Raw genomic sequence first — 14,940 nt, 5'->3', positions numbered from 1 at the left:
ATGCAAGAATATGCGCTAGAATATGCTGATTATTGGTTTTCTCTGCCACACCCTTTACAAACGGCGGGGGGCTGCTGGATTGTGAGGGCGGGACAGAATGAGGCAAAGCCCAATTATATGGTAGGTCCCAAAGTCATTAACCAGACTAGCATCCATTGGATTCTGCAGGGGAAGGTGAGGGTTTCCAGCAACAATCGGACGATTGGGCTTTCAAAAGGCGATTTGTTCTGTTTGTTTCCTAAACAAACCTATACGTATGAAACGATTCATGAGTCGGACGAGAAACCGCTAAAAATGGTGTGGCTGGCCATGGAAGGGAATCAGCTTCCTTACCTTACAGCGCAATTAGGGCTCACAACAGATATATTTTGGTTGCAAGAGATCGTCAACTCGGAAGTAGCAAATGCCTTGCGGAGCATTCTCGAAGCGGTCAGCCAACCGGAAAAAGATGCTCTTCAAGAGCAAAGTTTACTGTACGATTTGTTTTGGAAAATGAACAAAGCCTCCACACGTTTAGCACCCACAAGAAAGGCAAACTGGCTTGATGATGTGAAGGATTATTTGGACTTGCATGCGACAGAACATATCCGAATTGAAGATGCTGCGCGTTTAGTTGGCGTTCATCGCTCGCATCTATTTGCATCCTTTCGCAAAAAATACGGCGTCTCACCCCAGCAGTATTTACAGAAGATAAGGCTCACGAAAGGGGCAAGCTTGCTGAGGGAGACAGTTTTATCCGTGACGGAAATTGCTTTATCGCTCGGATATCCGGAGCTTTATTCGTTTACCCGCTCGTTTACCAAATACTTTGGCGTTTCACCTAGCTCATACAGAGAGAAGATGAATGGTTTGAATTGGTAAATACAGCCGTTATCCGCGTAATGCAATCACACGATTAGTCCGTTAGGCGGCGGAAAGCAGTGGGGGACAAGCCGTACTTCCTTTTAAACAGCTTGGAAAAGTGAAATTCATCATAAAATTGTAAATGGGCGGCAATTTCCTTGACCGAGACGTTCGTCGTCTCCAGTGATACTTTGGCTGATTCGAGCTTAAGATTCAGCATGTAATCGCTGGGGGATAGGCCTGTTATGGAACGGAAGCGAGAGAAAAAAGTTGTCCTCGACAAGCCGCTTTGTTCGATGAGCTCTTCGACGCGAATGACCTTGTCCATATTTCGATGAATAAAGATCAATATTTTGTTGAGCTCAGTATGGCGGGAGGTCGGAGCTGCTGAATGCTCTCGAGCGAAGAGGAGCAGCAATTCCTGCAGAATGATATTGGCTGAATAGGCGTAGCCAAATGGTTCAGCAATCAACGTATCAATCATTCGTTCACACAAGTGAATGGCCTCCGCCACTTTACCCGTTGACACAACTCTGCTGACGGGCAGCTGCAGAACGTGCATGACATCCAGGGAGCTGAAGTCAAGAAAATAAAACTTCCAATCATTATCTTGGCATCTGTAAGTGGAAGAAATAGCATCCTGTACGAAAAAATAGGTGCCTGCATGCAATTCGTGGTGCTGCTCCCCTTGAGAAAGAAGACCTTTCCCTTCGTACGTGATAAAAAGGCCGGGAACATCGAATCCTTTTCCCTTGTTGATGTTGTAGGCGTCGTTTGCCTGTACTTTCCAAATGGAAATAAATTGAGAAAGAGGGATAGGATTTCTACCTAATCCGTAAGGGATATTCATATAGGACATGCTCTGGATCTCCTCGATAATCGTTCTGTAGTACATTGAATTTGAAGTATAAGGCTTTAAAAATGATTGATTCATGTACAATTATACATGTAATAGAAACTTGAATCCATGGATGTAAGCGCGAATTTCCCCTACACTTAAATCAGATGCCACACATAAAGGAGTGTATGTACACATGATGGTGAAAGTAGGAAATCGCGAACTAGAGATGGATGGCAAACAGTTGACGGAGTTAAGAAGCTCCAATGATATTATGCATGATAAGCAGGCACTGCGGGAGCGGATGGAGGAAGACGGATATTTGCTGATCCGCGGGTTTCATGATCGAGATAAAGTGCTCCAGGCTCGAACCAGCATTTTAGAAAAAATGGACCGAATGGGCAAGCTGGACAGGGACACACAGCTGGAAGAAGGCGTAATGGCTGACGGCAGTAAAACCATTTTTATGGGGGGAACGAACGAAGATCTGCCTGCGCTGTTGAATGTATTAAATGGCGAGCATATCATGAGCTTTTTCGATGGGTTCCTTGGCGAGCAGTCGCTTACTTATCATTACAAATGGCTTCGCGCCGTAGGCAAGGGAGATTTTACCGGAGCGCATTACGATATTGTTTATATGGGGAGAGGAACCCAGAACGTATACACCGTATGGTCGCCTCTGGGAGACGTGTCGTATGAGATGGGTGGACTGGCTATTTGCCTAGGTTCGCACCGTTTCGAATCGTTGAAACAATCGTATGGCTCCAAAGATTCGGATCGCGATGGAATTGGACACTATACGGATGATCCACTCGTCATTACAGAGAAATTTGGCGGCCAATGGGCGACAACCGAATTTCAAGCTGGGGATGTGCTTATATTCGGCATGTTTCTAATGCATTGTTCGCTTGAGAATACGACTAATCAGTACAGGCTCAGTGTAGATGCGAGATACCAGTCAGCAAACGAAAAGGTCGATGAGAGATGGAGCGGCAAAAAGCCGAAGGGGCATTTTAAATAAGATGAAAAAAGGCAGAGCTGCCTAGGACTTATTAATAAGTTCTAGAGGGCTTCTGCCTTTTTGGTTTGGGATCATTGAAATTGGATATCAATGGAATCCAAGATTGCTTCATAACCGATTTGAATATACACTTTATTGGATGTTGGATTGCTGAGATCCGCATATAAGCTTGTTGTTTTAAAACCACGATCTAGCAAATGTTGAGTAAAAGCTGAAACGCAATCAGAGGCGTATCCTTTTTTTCTTTCGCTAATAGGAGTATATACGTAGGTGACTGTAACATTAGTTTGAGTAGGGCGAGTGGCATATGCCATTGAAACCAATTTTCCGTTTACTTCCCACGCAACGAAGTTTCCTTTATTTATCATGAATGTTGTCTTGATTTCTGCGTCCTCGATACGAATGGGTTGGTTCGTCTCCTTGCAAAATTGATATACCCATTCTTTTATGAGGTGATGATCATTTTCGGTAATTTGTCGGAGCTCTCCATTCGTTTGCGGCGGCTTCTTAATCTTTTCTAGCTGATAAATTTTTTGCTCCTTGAGGACATGGAATGGTATCCCTTTTTCGTTGGATATGTACTGGGCAAGTTCGGTGGTTACTTTCTTTTCACCTAGTAAGCCATGTATCGTTTGAATGGTATCCGTTAACTTTACTCCAATATCGTGTATGTCCTGAGTTGAAAATGAAACCGGCTTTGATAAAATAATTTGCTTAGGAAGTGTTTGAAGGAAGACCAGGCCTATAGCGTTGTCTTTTCGCACAGCAGCCATATAAAAGGGGTTATCCTCTTTCTCGCTTAGGGATTGCAAGACGCCTAAAAGCAAATTGTTTGCAGCTTCGTTTTGTTCTAAGAATGAGGTTACATCCTTTTTAAATGCGGAAAGATCATCATACTTTATAAGCTGTATCAAACATACCATCCCCCTTGGTCATCCTAATAATGACGATTTCTAATAATAAAATGTTAATACATGATAAGTTATTACATATAATCAAGTAATATTTTGTAAAAAGCGGGTCTCTTCTGACTTAGCCGAAGGTGAGGTCGACGCTCATGCATAAGATGTTAGAGTCTGATGCGGATCTTTTTACCGCTGCGTTATCACAAACACCGGTTTCCGTGCTGCAAACGGACGCTGACGGCGTATACTGCGAGGTAGACCGCGGAATTATCGAGAAATTCACGAACAAATCCGTCCGATTAAGCACGATAACAGATGAAATTGCGTATTACTACCGGGATGATGGGACTCTCTTTCGCGTTGAAACGGCCTAAACAAGCGAAGATCCTGCGAATTATCTAACGATAGGCAAAAGGGATGGCAACTAAAGAATTTGGAGAGTGAATATTCGTTGGGTAAATGGAAAGCGGGAACGGTCGGATTCGTTTGTGGCGCCTTGTTTTTCTCAGGGCTTACTTACGCGGCGACCGATTCGGTGGGCATAGATGTTTATTTTCGTAAATTACAGTACTATTTTGACGGTGAGAACAAGCAGCCCCCGAAGGATTTACAGGGTTTTATTTACAAGGATACGACATACGTACCGCTGCGATTTTTGTCAGAATCGCTGGGGAAAAAGGTAAGCTGGGATGATGCGACAAGCTCCATTTTTGTAGGGGACAAGCCGATACAGAGCCCTTCGCCAGGATCAGCGGCCTTGCAAGTATTTCCTAAGGATAATCCATGGAATACAGACATTTCTAATTATCCTGTACATCAGAAATCTAAGCAATATATTGCTTCTATTGGTCTGAATACCAGTCTGCACGCTGATTTCGGCACCACATGGCAAGGTGCTCCAATCGGGATTCCATACACGATGGTAAGCGGTGATCAGCCGAAAGTGAACGTTACGTTTACCGACTACGCCGATGAGAGTGATCCGGGCCCATACCCGATACCGGCAAATGCGCCAATTGAGGGCGGCTCTGACAGCGACGGCGACAGGCATGTCATCGTAGTCGATAAAGACAGTCAATTTCTGTATGAATTGTACAACGCACGCCTCACACCGGACGGTTGGAAAGCATCGAACGGAGCCAAGTGGGATTTACAATCAAACGCGCTGCGGCCCAAGTATTGGACATCGGCTGACGCAGCCGGTCTGCCCGTCTTCCCGGGACTCGTTCGTTATGATGAAGCATCTGCCGGGGAAATCAACCACGCGCTGCGTTTCACGGTGTCAAAAACGCAGAAGGGATTTATATACCCAGCCACCCACTATGCTTCGAACAACAGCGATGCCAATCTTCCGCCGATGGGACTGCGACTGCGGCTGCGGGGCGATTTTGATATAACCGGCTACTCGCCTACGAATCAGGCCATCCTTCGTGCGATGAAGAAATACGGGATGATCGTCGCGGACAACGGCAGCAATCTCTATGTCAGCGGAGCGCCGGACCCGAAATGGGATGACGATGATTTGCATAATCTCGGTAAGCTAAAAGGCAGTGATTTTGAGGTCGTGGATACGGGGCCAATTGAAAAATAGAGCCGTATAAAAACAGCCGCCCAAAGTATTCTTTGATCGGCTGTTTTTGTTTGGCTTGCTTTATTTCAGCACTTTCAGCATAGCGGAAATCGTGCCGTAATGATTGGCTTCATGCATCACACTGGATGTGATCAGTTCTTCAATGGTCTCGGCGTTCAGAAAGTTTTCTTTCACTGGCACCTCCAGCTTTTCCCGCAAGGACTCCCGGATATGGGAGGGTTGTTCCTTCAGTTGTGCGATGATGACATCCCACGCTGGCGGCTCCTCTTGCCATTCCGCTGGTTTTGTACCGTTACCGAAAAAAGATAAATAGCTTGTTGGAAGAGCTGAGGTTTGCTCGGATAGATTAAACACGATGCCATTCGTCACCGAAAGAACATGTCCGATCTGCCAATGAATGCTGTTGTTAAAGCCTTGCGGCACAACATTTCGTTTGTTTTCCGGACATCCCTCAACCAACTGAAGCAGCCGGTTACGGTATTTGTCCAATGCTCCAAATAAAAAGGTATCTCTCATTCTTATCAAGCCTCCTGAATTTTTGAGATTAAACGTGATCCATCTCCATTGTAGCATTCAGCCCCGTGCTCTACATCTATTTCAGACAAAGGAAAGTTTTCTTTTTTTGAAAATATCAGCCCTCCCGCAGCAGTTTCCTGACATATTCTTTGGGCGTGCAGTTGTTGTAACGCTTAAAGAGTTCATAGAAATGAGCCATATTCTCGATGCCCACCGCAATCGCGATCTCGGTGACAATGTCCGTTTTGGTGATAAGCAGCTGTTCGGCTTTCCGGATTCGCTGCCGGTTCACATAATCGGTGAAGGAGAGGCCGACGCATTTTTTGAAAAATTTGGAGAAGTACGTATAACTCATACCAGCGATGCGGCTAACTTCTTCCATTTCGATTTTTTTCCCTAAATGAGCCTCGACGTAGTCCAGGATAGGTTTCATGACGGCTGCATCCACAAAACCAAACGGCTGAAGCAGTTCTCTCCGGTCGTGGCGCAGCAGCGTTAGCAGCAAATGCTTAATATGCATGCTCATGGCGATTTCATAGCCTTTTGTTTTATCCATCATTTCAGCATGAATATCGACGATGATCCGGCCGATTTCTCGTCTGGCGTGCTCATTTTCGAGGAACATATAGTTCAGATCTTCGAGAGGCCGCACCATTTCCGAAAAGTGGCGGTAATACATCATCATCGCAGGATCGAAATAAGGCTGAAGATCCACGTGGAGCACGATGTAGACGAGCGCTTCGTCCTCAGGCTTGTAGCTGAGATGGAGCTGGGAAGAGCCGATCAGGACGACATCACCGGGGGAGAGGCGGTACAGGTTGTCCGGGGTGCGAATGTCAAGCTTACCCTCCTGCACAATAATTAACTCGACCTCTTTATGATAATGCCATTGCTGACCAAGCGGTCTTTTCGGATTTGTATTGGTGAACTGCCAGACTTTCATACATAGATGTTCATTTTGATAGTGAATCGGTTCTTTAAAAGTTTCCATGCGTAAGATCACCTTGTCCATCACGACAAATTTGGATATAAACAAGACAAAACGTGTCATTTTTGATTCGCTGTCGAATCGGTATGATTGCATTAATTAGTATACAACAATTGAAAGGGCGAGTGAGAGATGAAAGTGGCAGTAGTCGGCTGTGGCGGAATGGGACAGTGGCATGCGCAGAGTTATGCGAAGATGCCCGGTGTAGAGCTGGTTGGCGTATGCGATCAAGTGATGGAGTATGCGGAAGATACCGCTGTAAAAGTGGGGGCGCCTGCATTTGGGGCGTTTGAGGAGATGCTTGCGGCAGTCGCGTTTGACGTGGTTAGCGTCGCAGTTCCTACCTTTGTACATAAAGAGGTTGTGCTCCAAGCGGCAAGAGCGGGGAAGCATGTTATATGTGAGAAGCCGGTTGCGCTTCATCTGGAAGATGCGCAAGAAATGATTTCCTGCTGCGAGGAAAATGAGGTCAGACTATTCATCGGACATGTCGTACGCTTCTTCCCGGAATATGCGCAGATGAAGCAGCAGATCGATGACGGACACATCGGCAAGGTCGGAGTGGCGAACGCCCGGCGTGTAGGCGGTCATCCGGGAGAGGCTAGACCGTGGTTCATGGACGCAGACAAAAGCGGAGGCGTCATCGTCGATCTGATGGTGCATGACATCGATTTTATGCGCTGGACGCTAGGCGAGGTCAAGTCCGTATACGGGATGAACAAATGTGAAGGATCGCTGGATTATGCACTCGTTACACTTGTTTTTGAAGGCGGTGCAGTTGCCAATTTAGAGGCGTTCTGGGGGTATCCGGGCTCTTTCCGCTATGCGGCAGAGTTTGCCGGCTCCGAAGGACTTGTTCGCACAGACAGCATGAGCGCAAAGTCTTTGCAAATACGCAAGACGATCCCTATGGAGAGCGGGGGGAAAGTGGTTGAAATCCCGCAAAGTCCAAACTTTTATGATCCATATTACATCGAGCTTGAACATTTTCTGACTTGCATCCGTGAAGGCAGCGATCCGATCGTAACGGTACACGATGCATGCAAAGCTTTGGAAATCGCCAAAGCCGCGCTTGAATCGATTCGTACTGGCAAAGTCGTTTTGCTGTAAACGAGCGATATCCATTCCGGGAGGGACATATCATGGGATCTTTGAAAATAGGCATGATTAGCTTTGCACACGGTCATGCATTCAGTTATTTTAATAGCTTAAGAGGGCTGCCTGAGGTCAAAATCGTCGGGATTGCCGATGAAGTGAAGAGTCGTGTAGAAGGCATCGTCAATCGCCATGAAGTGCCGTATTACGCAGATTATCGCGAGCTGCTCAAGCAGGATGTGGACGCAGTAGTCATTTGCTCGGAAAACGCTCATCACGCTAAGCTTGTGATCGATGCGGCCAATGCCAAAAAGCATGTGCTTTGCGAGAAGCCGCTTGGCACCACAATGGAAGAAATGGAGCAAATGATTGCAGCCTGCAAGCATAACGGGGTACAGCTAATGACGGCGTTTCCATGCCGCTACTTGGCGGCTGTGGTACGGGCGAAGGAAGCCATCGAGCGTGGCGACATTGGCGACATCGTCGCGATTAAAGGGACGAATCATGGGGGCAACCCTGGCGGGTGGTTCATCGATAAAAGCTTATCGGGAGGCGGTGCTCTCCTGGACCATACCGTGCATGTAATGGACTTAATGAATTGGTTTTTGAAGTCAAAGGTGAAAGAAGTATACGCCTATGCTGCCACGTTGTTCCGGGAAGAGCTTGAAGTGGAGGATGCCGGTATGCTGCACGTTAAGTTCGAAAATGGCGTATTTGCAGTCCTGGACACAAGCTGGTCACGTCCCAAATCGTTCCCGACTTGGGGCGATGTAACGATGGAGATTGTCGGTACGCAGGGCGTTATCACAGTAGACGGGTTCGCTCAGAAAAACGATCTGTTCAGCAATGCTGCGGGCAAAGGACAATACACCTTCTGGGGCGACGATATGGACGCGTTTATGATTCGCGACTTCGTCAAAGCGCTGCTGCAAGGTGAACAAGTACCCGTTACGGGAGAAGACGGTTTAAAGGCCGCCGAGGTTGCACTTGCCGCTTATGAATCTGTTAAGCTTGGTCAGCCTGTGGCGATGTAGGTTAAGAGCTTGTTTCATTTAGTTCCTTGGACTAGATGAAACGGGCTTTTTTTTGCTGATCTTCCTCCTTATTCTGGGGTCTTATCTCACGAGATACCTCGAAATTAGCAGAAATAAGCACAACTAGCTTGCCTATGTATCTCCGAGTACGAATGTTAGGGACTCCATCTTACCTCTTACTTCATGCAGAGACGGCCAGTCTCCATGCCTTGCAGGAAGATGGGGGAACTACAAGACGTTATTTTGCTAATAGTTGCCCTTTAGGCAAGGGGAAGGGAACTAGGGTCTGCTATTTCACCAACTGATCAAATAGTTCCCTGATTTCTATTTGAGGTGAGATAAGACCCTGTAGTTCCCCCTCCAACGCCGAAATTCCGCTTTTCGCCGAAATAAGGGAACGGAGTTCACTCAATCAGGCGGCTTTCAAGATGAACCGGTTCCAAGCCTGCTTGCTAATTTCAAGTAAGGGCTAAGTGAAGCTAGTCAGAAATGGAGACTGGTCAAGTTGCAATGACGATGAATGTGTTCGGAAACCGAAGAAATACCGTCCGTGGTCACGAATACAAGACCGATATACGTCAATATTAAAATTACCGTCAGGATTTTCCTGACGGTTTTTATTATGAGAGGTGGGTGTAGAGGTGGGAGAGCCAACCTGTCACAGTTCAAAAATAATCATGTAAAGGACAAAATACATCATGAGACTGCCTATCATAAATCGATATAATTTACATGTGCACCTCATTTGTTTGATATAGTCTTCTATGCTCGATCTCGTCAGCTTTTGATGCCATTCTATTGGATCTTGTCCAATGGGATCCCATCCAGTGCAGAGGTCTGTTCTTGAATCTAATTTTGTAAGCGTTTGCACAACAAGTCGAATAATACGAGGGGATGATCCAAGTTGAAACGAAGCATCATGATGGGGCGGTCGTTTGATCGAAATATCGGAATTTTATCCGAATTTAAAAGAAAGAAAAGGACATCTCCCCAATATGACCGAATGTATGGTGAGAAAGTCAGATTGAGGGGTGCCCAGGATGAAGTTGTTAGCTAAACCGTGGACGTTTTCGGCGACGCTCCATGTCTTATTAATCGTGATGGTTGTATTTCCTATCGTAATTATTTCCACGATGATTCTGCAGGTATATAAACGCGATTTGCTGCAGCAAACGACAGAACGTTCGCTGCAGACGCTGCATGCGGTCACGTATTCCGCCCAGCAGGAAATCAGCAAGATTGAGTATGTGACGGCCGCAGTCGGCGTGGATCGGGATATATTGTCGATCGCCACGGATTTGCATCACGCGGATGAGGGCAGCCGCTATGCCTATATTAATGCGCTGGGACTTGCACTTAGCCGGTATACCTACTCCATGTCGAGCCAGCTCCTGGCCATCCATTTCTTTTATAAGGATGGCGGCGTGTACTCCTTTCAACAAAATTTGTCTACGGATGAGAAAGATGTTCGCGCGATGGACTGGTACCGGAGGACACTACAGCAAACGGATAATGTCCAGTTTCTCGGTCTGCAGCGTACGATGCTGTTTGGTCAGACCATTCCGTTCGCCATGTCGGCGGCGATTGCTCCGAGCGCTTACCATACGTTAAGCGACGTGGAGATGGTCTGTTTTACGCTTAATCAGGAAGCGTTTGACAAAATTTTTCGGCAGCAGCCCTATGACAAGTCTGCTTTTGTCATTGTCACCGCCGAAGGCCAGGTTGTTGCCGCCAGCAGCAACTGGGAGGCAGCCAGTGTGAATCCCGCAAGGCTTGCACAAATCAATTCTGCTCGTGAAGGGTATTTTGTCGACAAGGCAAGCGCACATGACATGCTGGTGACTTATGCGCCAGTTGGCAATACAGGCTGGAATATCGTTCATGAAATTCCGTATAGCGAACTTACGGCCAATTATAACCGCATTTATAAGATCGTCCTGCTTGCTACCTCATCAGTTATCGCGGTTTTCTTGATCATTTCCTTCTATTTGGTAAAAGGTTTGACCAGACCGATTCATGTGTTGGTACGCAAAATGTCCCTCGTTATGGAGGGAGATCTGAACGCCAAAATCGGCACATCAGGAATTGCAGAGATGGCTACGCTTGGCAGGACGTTCAACCATATGCTGGATCAGATCAAGCTGTTGATCCGGCAGCGTGAGGAAGAGGAGCAGATGAAGCGGAAGGCGGAGTTTGCCGCCTTGCAGTCGCAAATCAATCCGCATTTTCTGATTAATACGCTGAATGCGATTAAGTTGATGGCGCTCATCAGCAAAGTGGACAATATTCGAAACATGACGAACGCTTTGATGCGACTCGTTTCTTCATCTTTTAACCGTGGCGGCATTCTCACACGCTTTTCCGATGAAATCGAAAATTTAAAGCACTATTTATACATTATGGAAATCCGATACGGCCATAAATTCGAAGTCGAATGGCGGATTGATCCGCAGGCAGAGTCGAAGTATTTGTTAAAGCTGCTGCTGCAGCCGGTTCTGGAGAATAGTATTGTACACGGAATGGCAGGCAGGGAATCGCAAGGTAAAATCGTCATTGAAGCCCGCATACAAGAAGGCAGCCTGTACATCGTAATTGCCGATAACGGCGAGGGGATGACCGAGGAACAGCATACGAAATTCCGGACGAAAAGCAGCCCGCATACGTTCTCAGGGATGGGGTTTGCCAATGTGCATCACCGCATACAGCTGCATCACGGAGAGGATTACGGCTTAACCTTAGCTGCTAATGAACCGGAAGGAACGAAGGTCACGATGAAAATTCCTCTTATTTATAAAGACAAAGATGAGGAGTTGCTGTAGTTCAAAAAAGATCAACTCTATAGCCGAAAAGATCATTTGGATGCGTTTACATCACGGGTATGATAAGAGTAGAACAAATGATTAAAGAATCAATCATTGGAGGGGTAACGAAGATGGGAAAAAGAAGATTAGTGAGCACCGCATTAGTTAGTGGGATCGTGATGTTGAGTGCCTTAACAGGCTGCGGCAAAGATACGGCTACACAGCCTGCAGCGTCAACCAAGCCGGTAGAAACCCAAGCGGCTGCAGCGCCAACACCGAAACCGGCTGATCCGGTTAAGCTGAAGCTGGCGATGTGGGATGCAAAGGGAGACATTACGTTTTGGCAGGAGAAAGTGAAAGATTATACCAAATTGAAGCCGAATGTCACGGTTGAAGTAGAAAAAGTGCCGGACAACGGCGGCCAATATTTAAAGGTTCGCTTAGCTGCCAATGACTTGCCGGATCTGTTCTACCTAAAACCGGCACATATGCAAATTTACAAACAGTCGCTCCTTCCGCTCGATGACCTGAATGGGGCCAAAAATAACAAATTCCCAGCAAAAATCGATGGGAAAATATTGGGAGCACCGCTCGTGTCCTTCTCCGAATTCGTTTACTTCCACCCGAGCGTGTTCAAGGAATTGAACCTGGAAGTGCCAAAAACACTGCCTGAGTTGATGTCAACGATGGAGAAAATTAAAACAAACGGCAAATACACGCCGATCGCCATTGGGGGCAAGGAAGATTGGACATTCTATCCGTTTATGGAATTCGGTCCGCACATTTTGTCCGGCGATGAGAACTATTTGGCGACCTTGGCGAAAACGCCTGAGCCATTTGGAGATGGCAGCACGTTTGATAAAGTTGGAAAAATCGTGAAAGAAATGTCGAGCAAAAAATTAGCTGGACCGGATGCACTCTCGATCTCCTTCGATCAATCCACGCAATTGTTCGAATCGAAAAAGGCGGCAATGATTGCTGCTGGTCAATGGTACTATGGCGATTATGCCAATCGTGTAAAAACGGACGAGGACTTGGGCGTATTCCCGCTTCCTTTCAGAAGCACAGAGAGCGAGCCGTTAACTGCTATGACGTTGTCTGACATGAATATCGGCATTAACAAGAACAGCAAAAACGTAGCAGAAACTAAAGCTTTCTTCGAGTGGATGTTCAGCAAAGACGTTTATCAAAGTTATATCAATAACGCCCAACAGTTCTCCACGATCAACGGCGTGAACTCGGAAATTCCTTTCTTCAATAAGTGGACGGAAAAGTATCCGTTTAAACCGTTCATTTACAACGCGACGGATGAGGCTTTTGCGAAAGTAAGCGGTGCAGCCCAATTCGATTTCAAAAAAGCGGCACAAGAAATTTACTCCGGCAAACCGATCGAAACAGTGGAAAAAGACTTAAACAACAAGTGGAAAAAAGCGGTTGAATCGAACAAATAAGTTTGGAAGAGAGGGCACTACCTAGGCGACTGGCATAGTGTCTTCTCTTATATACAGGAGTGATCATATGAATTATCGCATGCAGCAAAAAGTCGTAATTTTCTCGTTTCTATTCGTTCCGGTTTCTCTCTTGCTGTTGTTTCTTATCTATCCGACGCTGCAGCTTTTCCGCTACAGCTTCACAAGCTGGGATGGCTACAGCCCAAGCTTCAAGTACATCGGCTTCGAGAATTATGTCCGGATGCTGTTTGATTTCCCTGAAGCCTGGCAAGCGATTAGGAATAACGGCGTGTATTTTTTGCTCCATACAGTCGCAATCCCACTCGAACTGATGACAGCAGTATTACTGAACAAAGTGCTGAGGGGAAGTGCATTCTTTCGATTTTCCGTGCTAATGCCTTACATTATTAACGGAATTGCTGTGGCGTATATGTTTAGCTATATTTACAACCCTATTAACGGTCCGCTGAATGAGTTGTTGAAGGCAGTCGGCTTAGAGTCATGGATTCAAAGTTGGCTGAGCGACTCCAATGTCGTTAATTATTCCTTAGTGGTTGTCTCGCTTTGGCGTTACAGTGGTGTGCATGTTGTTTTGTTTCTTGCCGGGCTGCAATCGATTCCGAAGGATCTGTATGAAGCGGCTGAAATCGATGGAGCGAGCTTTTGGCAGCAGCAGCGATTTGTTACACTGCCGGGCATCCGGCGAGTTGTGGAAATCATTTTGTTTATGAATGTATCCGGGGCTTTGCTGCAATATGATATCCCGCTTGTCATGACAAATGGCGGTCCAGGCAGCGCAAGTTCTACATTCGGTTTATATTCGCTTCAAACGGCGTTTACGTACAACAATTACGGTTTGGCCTCATCTATGGCCGTTATGCTTTTGTTATTAATTATTATTTTTTCAGCGCTGCAGGCTTGGATTGTGAAAGACAGGAGTGAAGCTTGACATGGAACGTACACAGCTATTGAAACAAACCTACAAACCGGAAGTGCCGAGCCGGACTCGTTCGATGAGCGCACAGCGGTTCGTGGGTCATATCGTTTATTATGTTCTATTTACTTTAATGGCGGCGATCGTCTTCGTGCCCATTTTGCTGGTCGTGTTCGGTTCGTTTAAAACGAATTTGGAGCTGGCCGAAACGTCGCCTTTTTCTCTGCCCCAAAGCTTTCTCCATATCGACAACTATGTCAGCGCCTTGAAAGAGGGCAATATGGTACGCGGGCTAGGCAATTCTGTGCTGCTCGTTGTGTTGAGTATGCTCGGCAATATGCTGCTCGGTACGATGACGGCTTATGTGCTTAATCGCTTTCAGTTCCGGATGAAAAAAGTGATTCTCATTATGTTTATGGCTGCGATGATCATTCCGGCCTATACGACGGAAATTGCCCGCTTTCAGCTCATTCATGCTCTCGGTGTCTACAACACACTGGGTGCGCCGCTGCTTATTTATATCGGAACAGACATTATGCAAATCTACATTTACATGCAGTTTCTTGAAAAGATTTCGGTACAGCTCGACGAGAGCGCAATGCTGGACGGGGCATCTTACTTCCGTATTTTTCGCTCGATTATTTTCCCCTTATTGCTGCCAGCTACAGCTACACTAGCGATACTAAAAAGTGTTACAATTATGAACGATATCTTTGTACAGCAGTTATATATGCCAAGCACGAAGCTTGCGACGCTTGCTACTTCCCTGACGGCTTTCGTCAGCACACGCAGTTCCGATTTATCACAGCTATGCGCAGGGATTATTATCGTGCTGCTGCCGAGTGCCATTTTTTATATCGTGTTCCAGCGTTATATATTCAAAGGTCTCATGGATGGAGCGGTTAAAGGTTAACAAAGAGACA

At 46.3% G+C, this 14,940-nt stretch carries 14 protein-coding genes; 10 read left to right on the top strand and 4 right to left on the bottom strand.

All coding sequences use genetic code 11. The features are described from left to right. Positions 1-861, top strand: coding sequence for an AraC family transcriptional regulator (locus tag J2Z65_RS09680; protein ID WP_167053237.1), 861 nt, complete (start codon positions 1-3; stop codon positions 859-861). A gap of 34 nt (positions 862-895) precedes the next feature. Here J2Z65_RS09680 and J2Z65_RS09675 read toward each other — a convergent pair whose 3' ends face one another. Next, entirely contained in the window at positions 896-1,702 is an 807-nt protein-coding gene (locus J2Z65_RS09675; protein ID WP_167053240.1) for an AraC family transcriptional regulator, read from the bottom strand. Positions 1,703-1,877: 175 nt separating this feature from the next. On the opposite strand from J2Z65_RS09675, the gene J2Z65_RS09670 reads away from it, so the two are divergent. After that, complete coding sequence (locus J2Z65_RS09670) at positions 1,878-2,702, top strand: phytanoyl-CoA dioxygenase family protein (RefSeq protein ID WP_167053242.1); 825 nt, start codon at positions 1,878-1,880, stop codon at positions 2,700-2,702. A gap of 71 nt (positions 2,703-2,773) precedes the next feature. Here the strand turns inward: J2Z65_RS09670 and J2Z65_RS09665 are convergent, their stop codons facing one another. Further along, positions 2,774-3,616, bottom strand: a complete 843-nt coding sequence (locus J2Z65_RS09665) for a GNAT family N-acetyltransferase (protein ID WP_167053244.1) — start codon at positions 3,614-3,616, stop codon at positions 2,774-2,776. 143 nt (positions 3,617-3,759) lie between these two features. Between J2Z65_RS09665 and J2Z65_RS09660 the strand changes: the two genes are divergently transcribed. Together J2Z65_RS09660 and J2Z65_RS09655 are read left to right on the top strand one after the other, a co-directional pair. Beyond that, complete coding sequence (locus tag J2Z65_RS09660; RefSeq protein WP_167053246.1) at positions 3,760-3,981, top strand: hypothetical protein; 222 nt, start codon at positions 3,760-3,762, stop codon at positions 3,979-3,981. A 77-nt stretch (positions 3,982-4,058) separates the two neighbouring features. Then, entirely contained in the window at positions 4,059-5,198 is a 1,140-nt protein-coding gene (locus tag J2Z65_RS09655) for a stalk domain-containing protein (protein ID WP_205300892.1), read from the top strand. 60 nt (positions 5,199-5,258) lie between these two features. On the opposite strand, the gene J2Z65_RS09650 is transcribed toward J2Z65_RS09655, so the two are convergent. Together J2Z65_RS09650 and J2Z65_RS09645 are read right to left on the bottom strand one after the other, a co-directional pair. Continuing rightward, positions 5,259-5,714 (bottom strand): DinB family protein, encoded by a 456-nt coding sequence (locus J2Z65_RS09650; protein ID WP_167053248.1) that lies wholly within the window; start codon positions 5,712-5,714, stop codon positions 5,259-5,261. A gap of 115 nt (positions 5,715-5,829) precedes the next feature. Then, complete coding sequence (locus J2Z65_RS09645; RefSeq protein WP_167053250.1) at positions 5,830-6,705, bottom strand: AraC family transcriptional regulator; 876 nt, start codon at positions 6,703-6,705, stop codon at positions 5,830-5,832. A gap of 129 nt (positions 6,706-6,834) precedes the next feature. Here J2Z65_RS09645 and J2Z65_RS09640 point away from each other — a divergent pair, with 129 nt between their 5' ends. The 6 genes from J2Z65_RS09640 (at position 6,835) to J2Z65_RS09615 (ending at position 14,930) form a co-directional block, all read left to right on the top strand. After that, positions 6,835-7,812 carry a Gfo/Idh/MocA family protein gene (locus J2Z65_RS09640; RefSeq protein WP_167053252.1) on the top strand — a complete coding sequence of 326 codons (978 nt, stop codon included), beginning with the start codon at positions 6,835-6,837 and terminating at the stop codon, positions 7,810-7,812. A gap of 32 nt (positions 7,813-7,844) precedes the next feature. After that, entirely contained in the window at positions 7,845-8,831 is a 987-nt protein-coding gene (locus J2Z65_RS09635) for a Gfo/Idh/MocA family protein (protein WP_167053254.1), read from the top strand. 1,040 nt (positions 8,832-9,871) lie between these two features. Beyond that, positions 9,872-11,650 carry a sensor histidine kinase gene (locus J2Z65_RS09630; RefSeq protein ID WP_167053256.1) on the top strand — a complete coding sequence of 593 codons (1,779 nt, stop codon included), beginning with the start codon at positions 9,872-9,874 and terminating at the stop codon, positions 11,648-11,650. A 113-nt stretch (positions 11,651-11,763) separates the two neighbouring features. Next, on the top strand, positions 11,764-13,083 hold the full coding sequence (locus J2Z65_RS09625; protein WP_167053258.1) for an ABC transporter substrate-binding protein: 1,320 nt from the start codon (positions 11,764-11,766) through the stop codon (positions 13,081-13,083). A gap of 67 nt (positions 13,084-13,150) precedes the next feature. Beyond that, positions 13,151-14,032 carry a carbohydrate ABC transporter permease gene (locus J2Z65_RS09620; protein WP_167053261.1) on the top strand — a complete coding sequence of 294 codons (882 nt, stop codon included), beginning with the start codon at positions 13,151-13,153 and terminating at the stop codon, positions 14,030-14,032. Between the two features lies 1 nt (position 14,033). Then, positions 14,034-14,930: a carbohydrate ABC transporter permease gene (locus tag J2Z65_RS09615; protein ID WP_240159508.1), complete on the top strand. Its 897-nt coding sequence runs from the start codon at positions 14,034-14,036 to the stop codon at positions 14,928-14,930. Positions 14,931-14,940 lie beyond the last annotated feature (10 nt).

The organism is Paenibacillus aceris (assembly GCF_017874035.1).
GTDB lineage: Bacteria > Bacillota > Bacilli > Paenibacillales > NBRC-103111 > Paenibacillus_E > Paenibacillus_E aceris.
This window is presented reverse-complemented; position numbering and strand designations above follow the sequence as displayed.

Bases quoted from the DNA above. Each gene is read 5' to 3' on its own strand.
- J2Z65_RS09680 (WP_167053237.1), top strand. From the start codon at position 1: ATGCAAGAATATGCGCTAGAATATGCTGATTATTGGTTTTCTCTGCCA.
- J2Z65_RS09675 (WP_167053240.1), bottom strand. From the start codon at position 1,702: ATGTCCTATATGAATATCCCTTACGGATTAGGTAGAAATCCTATCCCT.
- J2Z65_RS09670 (WP_167053242.1), top strand. From the start codon at position 1,878: ATGATGGTGAAAGTAGGAAATCGCGAACTAGAGATGGATGGCAAACAG.
- J2Z65_RS09660 (WP_167053246.1), top strand. From the start codon at position 3,760: ATGCATAAGATGTTAGAGTCTGATGCGGATCTTTTTACCGCTGCGTTA.
- J2Z65_RS09650 (WP_167053248.1), bottom strand. From the start codon at position 5,714: ATGAGAGATACCTTTTTATTTGGAGCATTGGACAAATACCGTAACCGG.
- J2Z65_RS09645 (WP_167053250.1), bottom strand. From the start codon at position 6,705: ATGGAAACTTTTAAAGAACCGATTCACTATCAAAATGAACATCTATGT.
- J2Z65_RS09640 (WP_167053252.1), top strand. From the start codon at position 6,835: ATGAAAGTGGCAGTAGTCGGCTGTGGCGGAATGGGACAGTGGCATGCG.
- J2Z65_RS09635 (WP_167053254.1), top strand. From the start codon at position 7,845: ATGGGATCTTTGAAAATAGGCATGATTAGCTTTGCACACGGTCATGCA.
- J2Z65_RS09630 (WP_167053256.1), top strand. From the start codon at position 9,872: ATGAAGTTGTTAGCTAAACCGTGGACGTTTTCGGCGACGCTCCATGTC.
- J2Z65_RS09625 (WP_167053258.1), top strand. From the start codon at position 11,764: ATGGGAAAAAGAAGATTAGTGAGCACCGCATTAGTTAGTGGGATCGTG.
- J2Z65_RS09620 (WP_167053261.1), top strand. From the start codon at position 13,151: ATGAATTATCGCATGCAGCAAAAAGTCGTAATTTTCTCGTTTCTATTC.
- J2Z65_RS09615 (WP_240159508.1), top strand. From the start codon at position 14,034: ATGGAACGTACACAGCTATTGAAACAAACCTACAAACCGGAAGTGCCG.